Consider the following 20,151-nt stretch of genomic DNA (forward strand, 5'->3'; position numbering starts at 1 on the left):
CGCCGTCAGGCGGCCCGTGCTCGTGGCGCCGCCGGCAAATCCTTAAGCAGGATTTCGATCGCGGCATCGATTACAGCTGTCCTGCGGTCGTGCGCGTAAAGGCCGTATTGGACCGTGAGCGGCTCGGGCAGGCCGGCTGACGTCTTCAGCACCCGCATCGAAGCGGTACGCACGGATTCGGGCGGAAGCAGTCCAACGCCCAGTCCGTTCTCGATGGCGGCCTGAAGGCCGGTGACGCTCTGGCACGACAGGACGATCCGGTGCTCCCGGCCGGCGGCGACCAGCGCCTCGATCATCCGCCTGCGCCAAGGGCAGGTTGCGCCGAAGGCGGCGAGATCGAGTGGCCGGTCATGGTCCAGCACATAGTCCTGGGCGCAGACCCACTGCAGTTCGACGTTCCATGTCGTCACGGCATCGGCCGCGACGACGGATGTCGGGGCAATCATGACATCCAGCGCATCCTCGCTCCACAGCCGTCCCAGCGCGACGCTGTGCTCGACCATCGCGTCGAGGCTGATGTCGGGATAGGTGCGATGCAGCCGCCCAAGCGCGGCCGAAAGCGCGGCCGTGGTGACCTCTTCGGCAAGACCAATACGCACGCCGCCGCCAATGCTAGCCTGCTGCAGACGCGCCACCGCTTCGTCGCCGAGAGCGAGGATGCGGGTCGCGTATCCCAGAAAGAGCTCTCCCGCCGCAGTCGGTACGACACCGCGGCCGGTGCGCTGGAACAAGTGCCGTTGGAGCAGGCCCTCCAGCCGGCGCATCTGCATGCTCATCGCCGATTGGGTCTTGCCGGTCTGCGCGGCGACCCTGCTCAGGCTACCTTGCCGGCAGACCGCGACATAGGTGCGGAGAAGGTCGAGGCCGATCTGCTCAGATATCATTTTGTTTGAACTCTGATGTCATAGGTATCAGTCTACAATGATATCTCGCCACGCGCTATCTCACACTCAAGAGAACAGCGCAGGGGAGAAAACCATGAAAGCGATCCGTGTTCACCGCCATGGCGGGCCAGATGTGCTCGCCTACGAAGATGTCGACATCGGCCAGCCCGGACCGGGCGAGGTGCGCGTGCGCAACCGGGCGGTCGGTCTCAACTTCGTCGACATCTATTTTCGCACCGGCGAATACGCGCCGCCCGCTCTGCCATTCATTCCCGGCAATGAAGGCGCCGGCGAAATCGTCGCCGTCGGTGAAGGCGTCAGCGGCTTCGCGCCTGGCGACCGAGTCGCCTATGTCGAGACGCTCGGCGCCTATGCCGAAGAACGCATCGTGCCGGCGCATTTCGTCGTGCATCTGCCCGACGCCATCGATTTCGAGACGGGCGCGGCCATGATGCTGAAGGGGCTGACGGCGCAATATCTGCTGCGTCGCACGTTTCGCGTCGAGGCGGGCCATACAATTCTGGTGCATGCCGCAGCGGGCGGCGTTGGCCTCATCCTGACGCAATGGGCAAAGCATCTCGGCGCCATCGTCATCGCCACGGTCGGTTCACCCGAAAAGGCCGAACTTGCGCGCGCCAATGGCTGCGACCATGTCATCGACTACAGCAAAGAGAATTTCGCCGCACGGGTGAAAGAGGTCACCAACGGCGAGGGCTGCCACGCCGTCTATGACGGCGTCGGCAACACGACCTTCCCGGCCTCGCTCGACTGCCTGCGGCCGTTCGGCACCTTCGTCAGCTACGGCACAGCGTCGGGGTCGATCCCGCCATTCGACATCATGCTTTTGATGCAGAAGGGTTCGCTGTTCGCCACCTGGCAGTTGCTGTTCCATCATCTCGCCAGGCGTGAGGACGTTGTCGCCATGAGCGAGGATCTGTTCAGCGTCGTCCTCAGCGGCGCAGTGAAAATCCCGGTGCACACAAGCATGCCGCTTGCCGAAGTGGCGGAGGCGCACCGCCGGCTCGAAGCACGGCAGACGACAGGCGCAACCGTGCTTATACCGTAGAAACTCAGCCCGGCCGCAGCATCGAACCGGAAATGGCGAAGATGCGCGCGGCGCCCATCATATAAGCTATCAACGTCTCGCGGCGGAACAGGCCGGCATAGGCGCGGTCGAGCACGTTGAGCGAGCCGGTATAAGCGCCGAAGGCCGGCATGATCATGCGGCCGCCATCGCCGGCAAAGCAGCGCCGCCGCACCGAGCGGCCCTGCTGGACGATCCTGGCGCAAGGGTGAAGATGGCCGGCAACTTCGCCCTCGGTTCTTATCTTCGACGGCTCGTGGCGGAACAGCAGCGAGCCGATGGCGAGTTCGCGCACCGTCTCGCCGGGCAAATCCGCCGGCGCTTCCGGGTCATGGTTGCCGGCGACCCAGAACCAGTCGCGGCCGGCCATCAATGCTTCCAGCCGATCGCGGAAGGTTTGATGCATGCGCTCGGCGCCGCCGCCGTCGTGGAAGGAGTCGCCCAGGCTGATGACGATGGCCGGCTGGTAGTCCGCGATTACCGCCTGCAGCCGGAGCAGAGTGGCGCCGGTATCGTAGGGCGGGATCAGTGCGCCGCGCCTGGCGAAGGACGAGCCCTTTTCCAGATGCAGGTCGGAGACCGCGAGCAGCCTCAGATCGGGGAAATAGAGCACGCCGCGCGAATCACAGACCGCGCGCTCGCCCGCGATGCCGACCAAGTCGGCCTCGGCCATCAGCGATGCCCGCGCCAGCGAAAAATTCATTCCTCAATCATCCCGGGGCCCATGGCTTCCTCGACCAAAGTCGCGGCATCCATCAGCAGCGTTTCGTCGGCCTCGCCATTCACCGGCATCTTGCCGATTTCGAGCATGATCGGCACGGCCAGCGGCGATATCTGTTCGAGTGCCTTATGCACGATTCGACCCTGGATGCGCGAGAGCATGTCGGCAAGTCTGCTGACATCGAGCAGACCGGTCGCCGCGTCGGCGCGCGTCGCCTGCAGCAGGATGTGGTCGGGCTCATGGCTGCGCAGCACGTCATAGATCAGATCGGTCGAGACGGTGACCTGGCGGCCGCTTTTCTCCTGGCCGGGGTGACGTTTCTCGATCAGGCCCGAAATCAGCGCGCAGTTGCGGAAGGTGCGCTTGAGCAGCCAGCTGTCGGCCAGCCAAGCCTCCAGGTCGTCGCCCAGCATGTCCTGGTCGAACAGCGCGCCAAGCGAAGGTTTCCGCGATTTGAACATCGCACCCATATCGCCCAGCGACCATATGGCCAGGGCATAGTCGGTGGCGACGAAGCCGAGCGGCCTGGCGCCGGCCCTGTCCAGGCGGCGGGTGAGCAGCATGCCGAGCGTCTGGTGCGCCAGCCTGCCCTCGAAAGGATAAGCGACGAGATAGTGACGGTTGCCGCGCGGAAAGGTCTCGATCAAGAGGTCGTCGCGTTTGGGCAGTATCGATTTGTCGGCCTGGAACCGCAGCCAGTCCGACACCTGCTCCGGCAGCTTCCTCCAGCGCTGCGGGTCGTCCAGCATGGCGCGCACCTGCTCGGCGAGGTAGGTCGAAAGCGGAAATTTGCCGCCGCCATAGTAAGGCACCTTGGCGTCGCTTCCCGGCGCGTTCGAGACGAAGCATTCATTCTCGCGGATGCCTTCGAAGCGCAGCACTTTGCCGGCAAACATGAAGGTGTCGCCATGCGTCAGCGTTTCGAGGAAGGCCTCCTCGATCTTGCCCAGAGCCCGGCCGCCGTGCGGAGCCGAGCCTTTGCTGCCAGCCTTGACGTAACGCACATTGAGCGCCGGCACCTCGATGATGGTGCCGACGTTCAGCCGATATTGCTGCGCGACGCGGGGATTGGAGACCCGCCACATGCCGTCCTTGTAGAGGCGGATGCGGGCGTAACGCTCGTAGTTCTTCAGTGCGTAGCCGCCGGTGGCGACGAAATCGATGACGCGGTCGAATGTCGGCCGGTCGAGGCTGGCATAGGGCGCTGCTGTCAGCACTTCCTCGTAGAGATCGTCGGCGCGAAACGGCGCTCCGCAGGCGCAGCCCAGCACATGCTGGGCCAGCACATCGAGCCCGCCATTGACCAGCGGCGGCGTATCCTGGGCGCCGAGATAGTTGGCGTCGAGGGCTGCCCGGCACTCCAGCACCTCGAAACGATTGGCCGGGATCAGGATCGCCTTCGACGGCTCGTCCATGCGGTGATTGGCGCGGCCGATGCGCTGCGCCAGCCGGCTGGCGCCCTTGGGCGCGCCGACATGGACGACCAGATCGACATCGCCCCAATCGATGCCAAGGTCGAGCGTCGAGGTGGCGACGATGGCACGGAGCGCGTTTTCCCCCATCGCCTTCTCGACGCGTCGGCGCTGGGCGACATCGAGCGAGCCGTGATGCAGCGCGATCGGCAAGGTATCCTCGTTGACCCGCCACAATTCCTGAAACAGCAGCTCGGCCTGGCTGCGGGTGTTGACGAACAGCAGGGTGGTCTTGTGGCGCTTGATCTCGCGGTAGATTTCCGGCGTCGCATAGCGCGCCGAATGGCCGGCCCATGGCACGCGCTCTTCCGAATCGAGGATCGAGATTTCGGGCTTCGCGCCGCCGGTTACGACGATGAGCTCAGACATATCGGGACTTGCCAAGCCTTTGGGCGGATTCTGGCTCACCAGCCAGCGCCGCAACTCGTCGGGCTCGGCCACCGTTGCCGACAGACCGATCGTCTGCAGGCCGGGCACGATGCTGCGCAGCCGCGCCAGCCCGAGCGCCAGCAGATGGCCGCGTTTCGATGTCACCAGCGAATGCAGCTCGTCGAGCACGACATAGCGCAGATCCTCGAAGAAGCGCCCGGCATCGCCGGCCGCAATCAGCAGCGCCAATTGCTCGGGCGTGGTGAGCAGGATATCGGGCGGCGCCAGCTTCTGGCGCTGTCGCTTGTGGGAAGGCGTGTCGCCGGTGCGCGTCTCGATGGTGACGGGCATGCCGATCTCCTCCACCGGCTTGCCGAGGTTGCGCTCGATGTCGACGGCCAGCGCCTTCAGCGGCGAGATGTAGAGCGTATGGATGCCGCGCCGTGCCATACCAGCTTTGCGTCTGGGGCGGTTGGCCAGTTCGGTCAACGATGGCAAGAAGCCGGCCAGTGTCTTGCCGGCGCCGGTCGGTGCGATCAAGAGCACCGATTGCCCGGCTTGAGCCTTCGCCAGCAGCTCGATCTGGTGAGCGCGCGGCGACCAGCCTTTTTCGCCAAACCATCTGATGAATGGCTCGGGCAGAAGGACGGCGGCATTTTGTTTGGCAAGGCGCGGCTGCTCGGTCACGCGAAAGAGGTAGCGCGACGGCGCGCGATCGCCAAGGAAAATCGGAACAAAAGGTGATCGGGTGAGTTATCCTCACCCCGTACGGGAGAGGATGCCGGCAGGGGGCAGCGCGAGCTTTCAATCGCTGGCGCCGCCCCTCATCCGCCGTTCGGGCACCTTCTCCCCGTGAACGGGAGCGAAGGAAGAGGCGCTACGGCCGCCGAAAGCCCGTCGGCCCGCCATAGAGATACCCAATCCGGCCGATCGCCTCCTTCAGCCCTTCGCGCGAGACCAGCATGGTGTGGCCGTTGGCGTGGATCATGGTCTCGGCGTCGGTCATGATCGCGACATGGCCCTTCCAGAACACCAGGTCGCCGCGTTTCAGTCCGGCATAATCGAATCCCGGATCGAGCGGCTCGCCGAGGCCTGCCGCTTGCATGTCGGAATCACGCAGCACATTGCGGCCGGCCATGCGCATGGCCAGTTGCACAAGGCCCGAACAGTCGATGCCGAAGCCGGAGCTGCCGCCCCAGAGATAGGGCGTGCCGAGAAACATCTCGGAGACCGAGACATAGTCGGCGGCGATATCACTGACCGGGCGCACATGGCCGGCAATGAGCGCCTCGCCGGAGAGCAACAGCGCATAGTGCGTGCCGCGCGTTTCGGCAGCGCCCGTCACCGTCACCGTCGAGCCCATAGACAATTGGCCGCTGATCGGGAAGCGCAGATCCGGGCCGGGATAGAGGAAGGTGCGCGGCGCCGTGACGATGTGGGTTGGCGCATGCTCGCGTGCGCCCAGCATGGTGGCGCCGACGTAGCCGACATAGCCGTCGCGTTCGGCCTGGACCCAGGCCCATCCCTCGGCTTCCTCGAAGACAAGCACATCGTCGCCGAACAGTACCTGCGTGTTGACGCCGGCATCCGGGCGCGGTGCCTTGCGCACGTCAGCCACGGAGGCTGTGATCCGAGCCGGACGGCCGGTGACGAAGCGATCGGCCGAAACCTTCCCTTTCAGCCTTGCATCGGCGAGGTCGGAACGGAAGGCGTGGAGGCGGGCATCCCTGGCAGTCAAATCGGTACTCGTTCTAATTCATGGATTGATCAGATGGGCAGTTCATGAGCCCTGGCAACGATACCATCCCCGAAGCGCTCGACAAAGAGCGCGCCTTCGACCGTGCGCCGGATCAGCACATTGCGCTTGTCGAGCTCGTCGCGATGGCGTGACACCAGTTTCAGCGCACCCATAGTATCGAGGGCGCGGGTGATGACCGGCTTGGTGACATTGAGGCGGGCTGCCAGGCCGCGCACCGTGTGCGGCGGCGGGTCGAGATAGATGGTGAACAGGATCGCCGTCTGGCGCATGGTGAGATCTGGCGCGCCGGCGCGCACCTGGGACAACATCACCTGCTGCCATAGTCGCATCGCCTGGCTCGGACGCATCGAAATCGACATCGCGCGAGCATGACGGCAAATTGTTTCGGTTCCGTTTCAGTTTAGAGGCAGTGTGCTTTGCTCACGACCCTAGGCATAGCGCCTCGAAATGACCCGCTCCAGTGCACGGATGCCTTGCGCCTCGCCGCCGGCGGGTCCATAGGGGCGATCGGACGGGTTCCAGGCGAAGATGTCGAAATGCGCCCAGCCCGTTGTCCGTTCGACAAAGCGCTTGAGGAACAGCGCCGCGGTGACCGAGCCGGCGAAACCGTCCGTGGTGACGTTGTTGATGTCGGCGATCTTCGACGCCAGCCTGCCGTCATAGGGCCGCCACAACGGCATGCGCCACAACGGATCCTCGACGGCCACCGAGGCCGCAGCCAGTTCGGACGCCAGCGCTTCGTCGCCAGTGTAGAAAGGCGGCAGATCGGGACCGAGCGCGACACGCGCTGCCCCGGTCAGCGTCGCCATGTCGATCAGCAGTTCCGGCTCCTCGTCATCGGCCAGCGCCAGCGCATCGGCCAGCACCAGCCGCCCTTCGGCGTCGGTGTTGCCGATCTCGACGGTGAGGCCCTTGCGGCTGGTCAGTACATCTCCAGGCCGGAAGGCGTTGCCGGCAATCGAATTCTCGACCGCCGGGATCAGGACGCGCAGCCGGATCTTCAGCCCGGCAGCCATGATCATCGAGGCCAGGCCCAGCACATTGGCGGCGCCGCCCATATCCTTCTTCATCAAGAGCATGCCCGACGACTGTTTGATGTCGAGGCCGCCAGTGTCGAAACAGACACCCTTGCCGACCAGCGTCACCTTCGGCGCGCCTTCCGGTCCCCAAACCATGTCGATCAGTCGCGGCGCTCCGACCGAGGCCCGGCCGACCGCATGGATCATCGGGAAATTCTGCTTCAGGAGATCATCCCCCTTGATCACCGACACCTCGGCCTTGTGAGTGGCCGCCAGGGTCCGCACGGCCTTCTCCAACTCGTCCGGTCCCATGTCGCTGGTCGGCGTGTTGACGAGGTCGCGCGCCAGGAAGACGCCGTCGGCGATGCGCCGGACGCGTCCTGCATCTACGCCGAGCGGCAGCGCAAAACGCAGCGTCTTGCCTGATTTCTTTCCGTAGCGAGTGAAGACGTAACCGCCGAGCACCAAGGCTATGGCCGCGAGTTCCGGCTCGGCTGGAGCGGCGGCAAAATGCCAGTCGCCTTCCGGCAAGGCTCTCGCCAGCATGCCGACGGCCAGCGCGCCCTCGCCATCACCGACGCCGAACAAGGCGCCGGCAAGGGAACCGTTGTCGCCGGGGACGGCGAGCGTCCTACCGGCTTCGCCGGAAAAGCCGTTGGCGGCCGCCCATGCGGTCATGGAAGGCGAAAGCCCCAAGGCCTCCAGTCCATCGCTCGCGACCAGATGGACCGGCAGGGCAGTGTTTAGTGTCTCGATGAGTTCGACGGGCATTCGATGGTCTCCGGGAGGCTTGCAGGTCGTCCTCAGTCAAGTGACAGGGACGTCGGATGATTTCAACATCTATGCACAGGGGCCGGCATGGGACTGCCAGGCCAAAGGCTTCCGGCGGGCCGTTCACCGATCCGACGGCTCACTTTTTAACTGTCCGTTAGGGTTAACAGAATATTTCTGCGGGGATGAAGATGGCCACGTGAATGGCCACGCGCAGGAATGGAGAGCCCCGTGCCGATGCCCACCAACCGCAGGATGAACGTCACGGGCAAACGGTTGGTCACCACGGCACTGCTGATGGCGCTGGCGGCCGGTGTTGCCGGGTGCGGAACCAGCAAGCTCACGACCGGCTCGATCGGGCGCACCAGCGGCAAACCGCTGGAAACCATGTCGGCCAGCGAGTTGCACGGGGCGACCGGGCGGCTGGGCGAATCCTACGCAAAGAACCCCAACGACAAGCGGCTGGCGACAAATTTTGCGGCGGCGCTCCAGATGGACGGCGATGCCGACCAGTCGCTTGCCGTGATGCGCAAGCTGGCGATCGCCTACCCCAAGGATCGCGACGTGCTTGCCGCCTACGGCAAGGCGCTGGCCGCCAACGGCCAGTTCGAGCCGGCGCTCGACGCCGTGCGCCGGGCGCAGACGCCGGAATATCCGGACTGGCGGCTGATGTCGGCCGAGGCCGCCATTCTCGACCAGCTTGGCCAGAAGGATGAAGCGCGCCAGAACTACCGCAAGGCGCTGGACCTAAAGCCGAACGAACCCTCGATCCTTTCCAATCTCGGTATGTCCTATGTGCTGGAAGGCGATCTGCGCACCGCCGAGACCTATATGCGCTCGGCAGCCCAGCAACCGAATGCCGACAGCCGGGTGCGCCAGAACCTTGCGCTGGTCGTGGGACTGCAGGGCCGCTTCGACGAGGCCGAGAAGATCGCCTCGCAGGAGCTTTCACCCGAACAGGCGCAAGCCAATGTAGCCTATCTTCGCCAGATGCTTGCCCAGCAGAACGCCTGGAGTCAGCTCAAGGATCAGGACAAGGCAAAGCCGGCGACCAACTGAGCGCCGCATGGGCGCCGGCTCCGCACAGCGCAAAATCCGTCCACATCTCAAAGCTGAAAACAAGAGCCGCACTGCATTGGCAGTGCGGCTCTTTTGTATGGCTGCAACGAGGCCTACTGGCTTGAGGAATTGTGCTGGTCGCCGAAGATGCCGCGCTGACTGACCTGAATGCCGGCTGGGCCCAGAATGATGGCGAACAAAACCGGCAGGAAGAACAGGATCATCGGCACGGTAAGCTTCGGCGGCAGGGCGGCGGCCTTCTTCTCGGCGGCATTCATGCGCATGTCACGGCTTTCCGAGGCCAGCACGCGCAATGCGTGCGCCACGGGTGTGCCGTAGCGTTCGGCCTGGACCAGCGCCTGGGACACTGACTTCACCGAATCCAGGCCGGTACGAGCCGAGAGGTTTTCATAAGCCTGCTTGCGCTCCTGCAGATAAGAGAGTTCGGCGTTGGTCAGCACGAATTCCTCCGCCAGCGCCACCGACTGCGAACCGATCTCCTCGGAGACCTTGCGCAAGGCGGCCTCGACCGACATGCCCGATTCGACGCAGATCAGCATCAGGTCGAGCGCATCCGGCCACGCCGCCTGGATCGACTGCTTGCGCTTGGCGGCACGATTGTTGACGTAAAGGATCGGCGCGTAGAAACCGGCGTAGGCGACAAGGATGCAGACGAACAGTTTCACGAAGGCCGGCCGGTCAGGCAGTCCGCCGAGCACGAACAGATAGATCGCTGCCAGCGTGAAACCGACAAAAGGCAGGATCAGGCGGAAGAACAGGAAGCGGGTCAGCGGGTTCTGGCCACGAAAGCCCGCCACCTTGAGCTTCTGCAACGTGCCTTCATCGGCCAACGCACGCCGCAGGTCCAGCCTGTCGACGATGTTGCGCATGCCGATCGACTGCTCTTCGCGCAGCCCCTTGCGGCGACGATCGGCTTCATTGGCAAGCCGCGCGCGCTGCTTGGCGCGCAATTCGTCACGCTCCAGCGCCACCGATCTCATGCGCGTCTTGAGCTGATTGCCACCAAGGGCCGGCAGCACCGTGAAGACGGTCGCGAACACCGCAATGCCAACCAGCAACGCTATCAGGAAGGCAGGATCGGTCAGCGATTTTACGACTTGGTCGGTCATTCGTTTTCAGTCTTTTCGTTTCGAGCTTTCCAAGGTCGGCCTATACTTCAAAGTTCATCATCTTGCGCATCACCAGAATGCCGATCGACATCCAGACGCCGGAACAGCCGAGGATCAGATTGCCGGTGCTGGTGGTGAACAGCGGCATGATGTAGTTCGGGCTCGACAGATAGACGAGAAGGGCGACGACAAAAGGCAGCGCGCCGATGATGACGGCCGACGCCTTGGCTTCCATGGAAAGCGCCTGGACCTTGGCCTTCATCTTCTTGCGATCGCGAAGCACGCGCGACAGGTTGCCAAGCGCCTCGGAGAGATTACCGCCGGCCTGTGACTGGATCTGGATAACGATGCCGAAGAAGCTTGCCTCGCTGCACGGCATGGTTTCAGCCATGCGCAAGGTGGCATCGGGGATGGACATGCCAATCTGCTGTGAATCGACGATCCGGCGGAACTCGGTCTTGACCGGCTCCGGCGATTCACTGGCGATCAGGCGAATGGCGTCGTTGAGCGGCAGGCCGGATTTGACGGCGCGCACGATGATGTCGAGGGCGTTGGGAAATTCGTTGAGGAACGCCTTGACCCGGCGCGCGCGGCGAAACGAGACGAACCAGCGCGGCAGGCCGAGCGCCCCCGCCAGCAGCGCGCCCGGCAGGACCAGAAGCGGCGCGCCGGCGAGATAGGCAAGCACCGTCAGCGCGATGCCGCAAATGACGGAGTAGATATAGAAACGCTCGATCGAGACCTGCATGCCGGCCTGACGAATCTGGGCCTTTAACGGCGGCTTCTTGACGGCGAGTTCGTTGGTTTTCTGCTTTTCGTCGAGCTGTTTCAGCGTGTCCTGGACAGATTTACGCCGCTTGACCGCCTCCGCGACACGGTCGCGCGAAGCCTTGACGACCGAACGATCGGTCTCGGCGGCCTTGATCGTCTCGAGCCGCTTGCCGGCCTGCTTCTCGTTGCTCATCTTGGTGAACAGGAAGGCATAGGCGACCGCACCGGCGCTGAAGCCGGCGAGCACGATGAACGCCAGTACGGTGGTGTCAATTCCGAACATCGACCTCGGTCCCCAGCGCATATCGCCGTTTCAAGGAAACGGCGATATGCGCTATCGCTTTGTTTTGACGCAATTCCGAAGGGAAAGCGCTACGCGCTTTTCCCGGGAAAACCGCTTCACACTTTTTCTGGAATTGCTTCCAACCTCGATATGCGTCAGTCAGCGCGTTTCTCCATCGATTCCAGCGCATTGGCGAGGCGCTGTTCCTCGCCATAGTAGCGGGCGCGATCCCAGAAGTGCGGACGGCCGATGCCGGTCGACACGTGCTCGCCAAGCAGCCTTCCATTCGAGTCCTCGCCCTTGATGTTGTAGAGCACGATATCCTGCGTGATGATGACGTCGCCTTCCATGCCGATCACCTCGGTGATGTGGGTGATGCGGCGCGAGCCGTCGCGAAGGCGTGCTGCCTGGATGATGACATCGATGGAGCCGACGACGATTTCACGCACGGTCTTCTGCGGCAGCGAATAGCCGCCCATGGCGATCATCGATTCGATACGGTTCAGGCATTCGCGCGGGCTGTTGGAGTGGATCGTTCCCATCGACCCGTCATGGCCGGTGTTCATCGCCTGCAGCAGGTCGAAAACCTCCGGTCCGCGCACTTCGCCGACGATGATGCGTTCGGGCCGCATGCGCAGGCAGTTCTTGACCAGGTCGCGCATGGTCACCTCGCCTTCGCCCTCGAGATTGGGCGGGCGGGTTTCGAGACGCACCACGTGCGGCTGCTGCAGTTGCAGTTCGGCCGAGTCTTCGCAGGTGATGACGCGTTCCTCGCGGTCGATATAGTTGGTCAGGCAGTTGAGCAGCGTCGTCTTGCCGGAGCCGGTACCGCCGGAGATGACGATGTTGCAGCGGACGCGGCCGATGATCTTGAGGATCTCGGCGCCCTGCGGCGAGATGGCGCCGAACTTGACCAGCTGATCGAGCGTCAGCTTGTCCTTCTTGAACTTGCGGATGGTGAGCGCGGTGCCGTCGATGGAGAGCGGCGGGGCGATGACGTTGACGCGGGAGCCGTCGGGTAAGCGGGCGTCGCAGATCGGGCTCGATTCGTCGACGCGGCGGCCAACCTGGCTGACGATACGCTGGCAGATGTTGAGCAGTTGCTGATTGTCGCGGAAGCGGATGCCGGTCTGTTCGACCTTGCCGTTGACTTCGATGTAGACGTTCTTGGAGCCGTTGACCATGATGTCGGCGATATCGTCGCGGGCGAGCAGCGGCTCCAGCGGGCCGTAGCCCAGCACATCGTTGCAGATGTCCTCGAGCAACTCTTCCTGCTCGGCGATCGACATTGCGAAATTTTTGATGGCGATGATGTCGTTGACGATATCCCGGATTTCCTCGCGCGCGCTCTCAGGGTCGAGCTTGGCGAGTTGCGACAGGTCAATGGTGTCGATGAGCGCGGAGAAGACCTGGCTCTTGGTGTCGTAGTAGGTTTCACTTTTTTCGCGCTGGATCTTTTTTGGCGGCTCCGGCGCCATCGACGGCGCCTCAACGGCACGGCGAGTTGGCGGGGTTCCCGGCGCTCCAGGCGGCGCTGCCGCGGGCCGGGCAAGTACCGCCATGTCCGCAGGCGTTGCAGTGGCCGGCGCCGCTGGCGCCGGTGCTGGCTGACGGAACTCCGGGGTGAACCGGCCGCCGTCGTCGGAGCCTCTTTTACCAAACATGATCGACTACCAATTCCGTCCAGAACATGATGCCGAAGCGGTTTTCGAACGACATCATGCTCTACTTCTTGATTTGGAGGGGAGCGTCATTTCTTGTTACGCGAGAGCTTGCCGAGCAGGCCGCCAAGGCCTGCCTTCTTCCTGGCCTTGATTTCGCTGCGACCGGTCAGGACATGCGCGATTTCGTTGATCATGCCGACGACCGGGCTCCTGGCATCCATCTCGCCCAGCATGCGGCCGTTGTTGGCGGCATTTCCAAACAACAACGGGTCGAAGGCGATGACCGACATCGGCGTGAGGCTGAGCGGCTCGGCGAAGTCGGAAGCGGAAATCTCGGGCCGTTTCGGCACGCCGGCCTGGTTGATGATCAGCTTCGGCGGCGGATCGTTCGGGCGAAGCCTCGTCAGCATATCGACCAGGTTCTTGGTGTTGCGCAGATTGGCCAGTTCCGGCGTCGCCGTGATGACGATCTCGTCGGCCTTGATCAGTGTGTTCTTGGTCCAGCCCGTCCAGATATGGGGGACGTCGAGCACCAGCAGCGGCACGCTGCGCTGGGCGGTATCGATGAGTTGCGTGAAGGCATCGGGATCGAAATCATAGACACGTTCCAGTGTGGAGGGCGCGGCGAGCAGCGACAGATGTTCGGCGCACTGGGCAAGCAGACGGTCGAGATAGACCTCGTCGACGCGTTCGGGCGAAAATACGGCTTCGGCGATGCCTTGCGCAGGGTCCTGGTCGAAATTTATGTTGGCCGTCCCGAAAGCCAGGTCGAGATCGGCGACGACCACTTCCGACTTGAACAGCGATGACATCGCCCACGCTACATTGTGGGCGATGGTCGAGGAGCCGACGCCGCCCTTGGCGCCGATGAAGGCGATCGAGCGGCCGATCGGCTCGGCTTCCGGATCGACGAAGATCGATGACACCACGGAGACGATATCGGCCATCGACACCGGCGCGATGACATATTCGGAAATACCGAAGCGGATGAGTTCGCGGTAAAGACCGACATCGTTGTAATGGCCGATCACCACGACTTTCGAGGAGGGATCGCAATATTCGGAAAGCTGGGCAAGCTGCTCCAGCAACTGCTTCGGTTCGCTGCGCGATTCCAGCAGGATCAGGTTCGGCGTCGGCGCCGATTGATAGAATTCGATCGCCGTGGCGATGCCGCCCATATGCACTTTCAGATGCGCCTTGGCCATGCGGCGATCCTCGCCGGCCCGCTCCACCGGATGCGCGACACCTTCCGTCTCGCAAAATGCCTGGATAGAAATACGCGGCACCGGCCGCAGCGCCTGCATCGCTGCAATATCCGATTGGGAGCTGTCGCCGCCGTCTCCGGGCGTGTCGTAGGCAAGATTGCTCATCGTCATGCTCTTTTCCGTGACTTCTCGTTCCGGTCTCTACGCGGGACCGGCGCTCCTAATACGTCACTTCCGAACTGCCGAGGAACTCGTCCGAAATACCTCTGCCGCGATAGACGTCGATCACCGCGCCGCGGTTCTCGGCGTCGATATCGGACGACTTTCTTGGCCCGAGCAGATCGGCCGGATTGGCGAGTTGCGCAGCGAGGTTGTTTTGAGAGGAGCAGCCGTAATCGGCGTAGTGCTTGTTTTCGGAGGTTGCGAGGATGTCTTCGGGCCAGCGCCCGCATTTGTCGGTCTGGGCTCTCACCGAAATATAGGAAACGCGGATAGGCGCCGAGGCCTCCGGGGAAACCGACTGGTAGGAGGTCACCACGATCCGGTTTCGCTTGATGCCGCCGGCAACCGCCAGCCTGGCGAAATCGCGCGCCGCGGCAGTCGCCGCCACCTCATTGGCCGAGCCGATCGGGATTGCGATCGTCAGCGCCGGGGCAGCGCTCCTGTCGTAGCCGTCAAGGAAGCCCAGAAGCGTGTCGCGCTGCGAGCCGGTCATGCCGCGATCGCCGGCGCCGACCGGGAGGTCCAGCTTCTGGTTCTTCTCGGCAATCACGATCGGATGCGTGGTGCGATAATCATCGGGAATCGCCCCAACCGTGATGCTGTCGCGCTTGGCGCAACCGGCGAGCGAGGCGGCGATCGCGATCGCCAGGATCGGCATTGCCGATCGGCTGATCCGGGCACGGCCGGACCGCACTGTCGCGGCGACCGCCACTGCCTTCGATGCTGACTGAGACATGTCCGCTCCCCGCTTACTTGTAGATGAAGCCGACAACGCCGTGGTAGCGGCCGTTGGGCTTGTCTGTCTGCATGGTGCCGTAGACGCGGTTGACGCGGCCAAGGAACATGGCCGGGCCATCGCCGGCGGCGTTGAAATTGTCATCCGGCTTGGCCAGGTCGTTGCGCGCCACCGGCCGCGCCAGATAAGGCGTGATGATGATGACCAACTCGCTTTCGTTGCGGACGAAATCGCGGCTGCGGAACAGCGTGCCGAGCACCGGGATCTTGGTCAGTCCGGGCAAGCCGTTTACCGCCTGCCTGACGTCGTCGCGGACGAGGCCGGCTATCATCATCGATCCACCCGAAGGCAGTTCCACGGTCGTGTCGGCCAAACGTTTGCGCAGCGATATGACGTTGGTGTCTCCGAAAGAGACCGCGCCTTCGGTGGTCGGTTCGGAAACCGACGTCCTGACCTTCAGGCTGATGCGACCGGGCGACAGCACCACAGGCTGAAATTCCAGGCCGATGCCGTATTCGATTTTCTGAGCCGTCCAAACCCTGTCGGCATTCTGATTGGCATCCGACTTGGCATTTGTAACGGCGCTGACCATATTGTACTCGCCGCCGACCTTGAAGGTCGCCTTCTCACCGGAGACGGCCGTCAAAGTAGGCTCGGCCAGCGTTTTCATGACGCCGGACTGCTCCATCGCAGTGATGTAGCCCTGCAGAGCAGAGGTGGCAAAATTGACCCCCGAACTCGACAACGGCTTGCCTAGGCCGGGGAAGGTGTCACTGGTCGCATTGAAGCTGATGCCGTTGGAGCTGCCTTTGCCAACCATGTTGACGCCGAGCTGCTTCATCACCGAGCGGCTGACTTCGGCCACGGTCACCTTCAGCGTCACCTGGTCGTCGCCGATGATCTGCAGCAGGTTGACGATCTTCGAGACCCGGCGTTCGGCATCCGGATTGTTGATGTCGACGCCGCCATTGGCATTGCCGCCTGCCGCGGTCTGCGAATACTGACCGGTCGTCGCTTCACCGCCGGACACGAAGATGGTTGCCAGATCGACGGCGCGCTTGGCATCGAGCGGCGTGTCCACCGTCCCGGTCAGGACGACGTTGTCGTTCAGCAACTCGACCTTGATCTCGGCATTCGGAAGGAAGCGCTTGAGATAATCTTCCAATCCGGCGACGTCGCGTTCGACGGCCAGATCCAGGCTGGCGATCTGCTCGCCATTGGGACCGAAGACGAAGATGTTGGTTTCGCCCACCGACTTGCCGAACAGATAGATCCGCCTTGCGGTGCGGGTCACCGCATCGGCGACCGCGGGGTTGGCGACCAGGATGTCGTAGGCGTCGCTCGGCAGATCGATGACCACCGATTTGTTGAGGCCAAGCTTGACACGTTGCGTGGCCGACGAGGCCATGACCCCGACGCTCTTTCCGGCGGCCTTGGCGTCGACAAGGCCACTTGCATGGGCTCCGAGAAAAAGCAGACCGATGGCCGCAGCCGTGGTGACCGGCAGTCTAGCGACTAACCTCATTTCCTTGCCCCTACTTCGGAAACTTCGCCCGATTTGATCAACCGCACCGTTCCGCGCCGCCCATTGCCGGAAACGAGGTAGTCGGCTTCATCGGTACCCTTTTCCTTGTTGTCGGTGATCGAGCGCAGCGCCAGCGTCAGGCGATCGGCCATCTGCTGGGCGACGGTGATGATCTCGGCCTGCTGCGGCGTCAGCTCCAGCGTCGCCGTCTGTCCGACCCTGGTCTTCTTGCCTTCCTCGTCCTCCTGGATGGTCTGATCGATCGCCAGGACGCGGATGTTCTTGAGGATGGTCTCGGTGGTGAATCCGCTACCGGCGTTGCCGGTGTCGGATCTGCGGGTCATGATGACGTCGACAAAATCGTTAGGCAGGATAAAGCCGCCTGCCGACGTGTCGGCCGAGATCGCGGTGGCGACGGCACGCATGCCGGTGGGCAGGATCGAAGACATGAAGCTCTGCCCCTCGCCGATCAGCTTGGAGCGCCGCAACGGCTCACCGGTGTACATCGCCATGCGGGCGACGGAGCCCTTCAGCTTCTCCCGCGCTTCGGGTTCGGCGGCACGGGTGATGAAATTCGCATTGATGCCATCGGACGGCCAGGACTCCCAGCTGAGATTGTTCTCAAGCGGGCTTCCCATCGGCACGTCGCCGGAAAGCACGAGCACATCCTGCAAGGCGATGGCCGGCACCTGCGGGGCATCGACGACGACCTGCTGGGGCGGGACCGCCACCATATTCTTGGCAACATAACCTGCACCACCCGCTGCGGCCACCGCCACGCCCAGAATGATCAGTCGGGATGCTGGCATCTGTCCGAACCCTCGCCTTTAGGCAACCACCTAGCCAGGCCGGACTTTGCAGCGGCAATCGTCAAAACAAGGTTAATACAATGCTTACGATCGTGATTAATTCAAGGTTTACATAATTACACGACCATGCTCCGACAAATGAAAAAGGCGGCCAAGCCGCCTCTTTTCAGGATCGATGCCGAAAGGGCAGAGGAGGTTCGCTACATCAGGTCGCCAACCTTGCCAATGCCCATTCCATCAAGGGCGAATCGGGATAGGTCAGCAGCCCGCCAATGCCGAGTGCGATGCCATAGGGAACGCCATTCATCTCGTCGGCGAAATGGCGCAGGACCGGATTGTGACTGGTGTAGGTCGCCAGCGGCGATTTCCGATAGAAGAGAATGGCGAGCGTCAGCATGCCACCGATGAACGTCGAAGCGACGAGGTAATTGACAAGGTGAATGTTGAGCCCCATCCAGATGGACGTGGCTGCCAAAAGCTTGGCATCGCCTCCGCCCATGCCGCCGAGCGCAAACAGACCGAAAGTCACGGCCAGCACCAGGCCGCCGGCGGCGAAATGCCAGCCGTAAGTTGCCCAGTCCATACCCGTCAGTGGCGCAACCACGGCAAAGACGGCCACAAGCAGCACCGGCACCCGATTGGAGATTGTCATCGACAGCGCGTCGGAGATCGCCGCAAAAAGCATGCAAAACGGAAAGACAACGAAGATCAGCGCGTTGAGCATCGGTCTCTCATGGTTGGAAAGGCAACGATGGCTGCAGGTTAGGCGGCTTGGGTTAAGGATTGGTGAGTTCTGCTGATGCGGGGCAAATCCCGGGAAATGTCAGGGCGCCAAGCGGCGCAGCAAAGACCAAAGCCAAACGATCTTCAAAGACAAAAGGGCCGCCAGCGAGGCGGCCCTTCCAGTCTACCCGTCGAAACAGGATGCTAGACTATTACTTACAAGCAGCGTTCGTCGGATCCTTCACGCAATCCGCGATGTCCTTGAACTTGTTGTTCAGGGCATTGCCGAGCTGACCAGCGCCAACCATGATGGCAAGCGCGATGAGAGCTGCGATCAGACCGTATTCGATAGCGGTCGCGCCGGATTCGTCCTTCGCGAAACGTGCGATGAGATTAGACATTCGAGAGCTCCTACTCCACGTGTTACAGCACTTCCGTCAACTTCTGTGGTGGTTGATCGGATGCTGCCAATCTACGGAGAAGCTCTTTCAATCGGCTTAATAAACAGCCTTACCGATTCCTTTCCCGCTTCGAACAGCTTGCGTGGTTAACCGTAAACTAAACGCTGGAAAGTAGCTCGCCTGCCCGTGAAAAGCTGTAATCTCACGGCTATCGGCAGGATGCATTGTTATATTAGCTGGCAGCAGGATTGGTGCGAATACCCCGGCGCCGGTCAAGGGTTTAACCGTTGGTTCACCAATCCCCTTCATGTTTCTTTGAACAAGTTTTGCCGCTGTGGAGCGCCTTGATGACTGCCATGAAATCGTCATTCCTGCTTGTCGCGCTTCTCGCCGTCCCGGCTTTTGTGCTGCCGGCCAAGGCCGGAGCCGGCATCGAAGTGACGATGAATCAGGCCAAGATCGTCAAACTGACACGCCCCGCCGACACCATAGTCGTCGGCAATCCGGCGATTGCCGACGCCTCCGTCCAGGATGCATCGACGATCGTACTGACCGGCAAGGGGTTCGGCGTCACCAATCTGGTTGTCCTCGACCACGATGGCAGCCCGATCGTCGACGAGCAGGTGACCGTGGTGCGCCAGGACGCGTCGTCCGTGCGTATCTACAGGCGCGCCTCGGTACAGACCATGTCCTGCACGCCCTATTGCGAAAGCTCGTACAAGAGCGACTCGGAAAAGTCGTCCGAAGCCGAGATGAGCGCTGGGCAGTAAGCGCCTCAGTTGGCTCGATTGTCTCGAGAAAGCCGCGTCGGTTAGCGGCCGGTTAATGTCGCCTGGTCGAATTTAACGGTCATTCAAACCGGAGCTAAATGGGTTCTTGATAGTGGTGCTGACGGTACCGCATCAGGATCGGCAGGAACGGGATATGGGCGACGTTTTGGACGAGGATTCAGAACGCGAGATCTGCAAGGCCAAGGCAGGGCGCGTGACGTTTGCCCGTCGTTTCCTGCGTGATCGGCGCGGCAGCACGGCGATAGAATTCGCGATGCTTGCGTTACCGTTTGCGGCTCTCGTCTTCGCCATCCTCGAGAGCTGCGTTTCATTTGCCGGACAGGAGGTGATGGCCAACATCACCGATGATATCGCCCGTCAGTTGCGTACTGGCCAGTTGAGGCAAGCCGATGTGACGGAAGAGAAGCTGAAGGGCTTGGTCTGCGCCAGACTCGAGATCATTGTCGCGAAGGGTTGCCCCGGTTTGCTGGTGGATCTGCGCCCGTTCAAGACCTTTGCCGGGGCAGCCAGTGCGGGTTTCACGATTTCCGGCTCGACCATCACGCTGACGGGCAAGGATCCGGATACAGGCAAGGACCCGGCTTTCGGGACCCCTACAATAGGTCCGGCAGAATCAAAGAACATGCTGCGGGTCTTTTACCCTTGGCCGGTCATGACCGATTTCATGGCTCAATACATGTCGAATATGGATGGCGGCAAGACTCTGCATTACGCGACGACAACGTGGCAAAACGAGCCATTCGACAACTGAGT

20 protein-coding genes are annotated in these 20,151 nt (G+C 62.4%); 5 read left to right on the forward strand and 15 right to left on the reverse strand.

Annotated elements, in window-relative coordinates; translation table 11 throughout:
• Nucleotides 1–5 precede the first annotated feature (5 nt).
• Complete coding sequence (locus ACYG9R_RS07080) at nt 6–884, reverse strand: LysR substrate-binding domain-containing protein (RefSeq protein WP_023688709.1); 879 nt, start codon at nt 882–884, stop codon at nt 6–8.
• Between the two features lie 94 nt (nt 885–978).
• On the opposite strand from ACYG9R_RS07080, the gene ACYG9R_RS07085 reads away from it, so the two are divergent.
• Nucleotides 979–1,950: a quinone oxidoreductase family protein gene (locus ACYG9R_RS07085; protein WP_023823737.1), complete on the forward strand. Its 972-nt coding sequence runs from the start codon at nt 979–981 to the stop codon at nt 1,948–1,950.
• A gap of 4 nt (nt 1,951–1,954) precedes the next feature.
• Here ACYG9R_RS07085 and pdeM read toward each other — a convergent pair whose 3' ends face one another.
• Complete coding sequence (gene pdeM, locus ACYG9R_RS07090; RefSeq protein ID WP_023823738.1) at nt 1,955–2,671, reverse strand: ligase-associated DNA damage response endonuclease PdeM; 717 nt, start codon at nt 2,669–2,671, stop codon at nt 1,955–1,957.
• Entirely contained in the window at nt 2,668–5,172 is a 2,505-nt protein-coding gene (locus tag ACYG9R_RS07095; protein WP_245260061.1) for a ligase-associated DNA damage response DEXH box helicase, read from the reverse strand. The genes pdeM and ACYG9R_RS07095 overlap by 4 nt, the downstream gene beginning before the upstream one ends.
• On the opposite strand from ACYG9R_RS07095, the gene ACYG9R_RS07100 reads away from it, so the two are divergent.
• Entirely contained in the window at nt 5,080–5,274 is a 195-nt protein-coding gene (locus ACYG9R_RS07100) for a hypothetical protein (protein ID WP_245260071.1), read from the forward strand. The two genes, ACYG9R_RS07095 and ACYG9R_RS07100, sit on opposite strands and share 93 nt — an antisense overlap.
• A 133-nt stretch (nt 5,275–5,407) precedes the next feature.
• Here ACYG9R_RS07100 and ACYG9R_RS07105 read toward each other — a convergent pair whose 3' ends face one another.
• The 3 genes from ACYG9R_RS07105 to ACYG9R_RS07115 all read right to left on the reverse strand — a co-directional run bounded on the left by ACYG9R_RS07105 (nt 5,408) and on the right by ACYG9R_RS07115 (nt 8,079).
• Nucleotides 5,408–6,268, reverse strand: a complete 861-nt coding sequence (locus tag ACYG9R_RS07105) for a C40 family peptidase (protein ID WP_023823740.1) — start codon at nt 6,266–6,268, stop codon at nt 5,408–5,410.
• Nucleotides 6,269–6,297: 29 nt separating this feature from the next.
• Nucleotides 6,298–6,648, reverse strand: coding sequence for a MarR family winged helix-turn-helix transcriptional regulator (locus ACYG9R_RS07110; RefSeq protein WP_023669596.1), 351 nt, complete (start codon nt 6,646–6,648; stop codon nt 6,298–6,300).
• A 69-nt stretch (nt 6,649–6,717) separates the two neighbouring features.
• Entirely contained in the window at nt 6,718–8,079 is a 1,362-nt protein-coding gene (locus ACYG9R_RS07115; protein ID WP_023823741.1) for a leucyl aminopeptidase family protein, read from the reverse strand.
• Nucleotides 8,080–8,316: 237 nt separating this feature from the next.
• Between ACYG9R_RS07115 and ACYG9R_RS07120 the strand changes: the two genes are divergently transcribed.
• Nucleotides 8,317–9,138, forward strand: coding sequence for a tetratricopeptide repeat protein (locus ACYG9R_RS07120; protein ID WP_023669594.1), 822 nt, complete (start codon nt 8,317–8,319; stop codon nt 9,136–9,138).
• Between the two features lie 113 nt (nt 9,139–9,251).
• On the opposite strand, the gene ACYG9R_RS07125 is transcribed toward ACYG9R_RS07120, so the two are convergent.
• The 9 genes from ACYG9R_RS07125 to ACYG9R_RS07165 form a co-directional block, all read right to left on the reverse strand.
• Nucleotides 9,252–10,268 (reverse strand): type II secretion system F family protein, encoded by a 1,017-nt coding sequence (locus tag ACYG9R_RS07125; RefSeq protein ID WP_023823742.1) that lies wholly within the window; start codon nt 10,266–10,268, stop codon nt 9,252–9,254.
• A 40-nt stretch (nt 10,269–10,308) separates the two neighbouring features.
• Entirely contained in the window at nt 10,309–11,322 is a 1,014-nt protein-coding gene (locus tag ACYG9R_RS07130) for a type II secretion system F family protein (RefSeq protein ID WP_023669592.1), read from the reverse strand.
• A gap of 155 nt (nt 11,323–11,477) precedes the next feature.
• Nucleotides 11,478–12,986, reverse strand: a complete 1,509-nt coding sequence (locus ACYG9R_RS07135) for a CpaF family protein (protein ID WP_023688717.1) — start codon at nt 12,984–12,986, stop codon at nt 11,478–11,480.
• 86 nt (nt 12,987–13,072) lie between these two features.
• The gene (locus tag ACYG9R_RS07140; protein ID WP_023696715.1) at nt 13,073–14,356 is read right to left on the reverse strand and encodes an AAA family ATPase; all 1,284 of its coding nucleotides are present in this window, start codon (nt 14,354–14,356) and stop codon (nt 13,073–13,075) included.
• Nucleotides 14,357–14,411: 55 nt separating this feature from the next.
• Nucleotides 14,412–15,149: a CpaD family pilus assembly protein gene (locus ACYG9R_RS07145; RefSeq protein WP_023823743.1), complete on the reverse strand. Its 738-nt coding sequence runs from the start codon at nt 15,147–15,149 to the stop codon at nt 14,412–14,414.
• A gap of 13 nt (nt 15,150–15,162) precedes the next feature.
• On the reverse strand, nt 15,163–16,674 hold the full coding sequence (locus ACYG9R_RS07150; RefSeq protein ID WP_023823744.1) for a type II and III secretion system protein family protein: 1,512 nt from the start codon (nt 16,672–16,674) through the stop codon (nt 15,163–15,165).
• A complete protein-coding gene (gene cpaB / locus ACYG9R_RS07155) occupies nt 16,671–17,483 on the reverse strand; it encodes a Flp pilus assembly protein CpaB (RefSeq protein WP_023823745.1) in 813 nt (270 codons plus the stop codon). Before cpaB ends, ACYG9R_RS07150 begins: the two co-directional genes overlap by 4 nt.
• Before the next feature lie 205 nt (nt 17,484–17,688).
• Nucleotides 17,689–18,207: an A24 family peptidase gene (locus tag ACYG9R_RS07160; RefSeq protein ID WP_023823746.1), complete on the reverse strand. Its 519-nt coding sequence runs from the start codon at nt 18,205–18,207 to the stop codon at nt 17,689–17,691.
• A gap of 211 nt (nt 18,208–18,418) precedes the next feature.
• Nucleotides 18,419–18,607 (reverse strand): Flp family type IVb pilin, encoded by a 189-nt coding sequence (locus ACYG9R_RS07165; RefSeq protein ID WP_023699479.1) that lies wholly within the window; start codon nt 18,605–18,607, stop codon nt 18,419–18,421.
• 347 nt (nt 18,608–18,954) lie between these two features.
• Here ACYG9R_RS07165 and ACYG9R_RS07170 point away from each other — a divergent pair, with 347 nt between their 5' ends.
• Together ACYG9R_RS07170 and ACYG9R_RS07175 are read left to right on the forward strand one after the other, a co-directional pair.
• Nucleotides 18,955–19,377 (forward strand): pilus assembly protein N-terminal domain-containing protein, encoded by a 423-nt coding sequence (locus tag ACYG9R_RS07170; RefSeq protein ID WP_023681988.1) that lies wholly within the window; start codon nt 18,955–18,957, stop codon nt 19,375–19,377.
• Nucleotides 19,378–19,531: 154 nt separating this feature from the next.
• Entirely contained in the window at nt 19,532–20,149 is a 618-nt protein-coding gene (locus tag ACYG9R_RS07175) for a TadE/TadG family type IV pilus assembly protein (RefSeq protein ID WP_050587055.1), read from the forward strand.
• Nucleotides 20,150–20,151: the final 2 nt, after the last annotated feature.

The organism is Mesorhizobium sp. RSR565B (genome assembly GCF_054719465.1).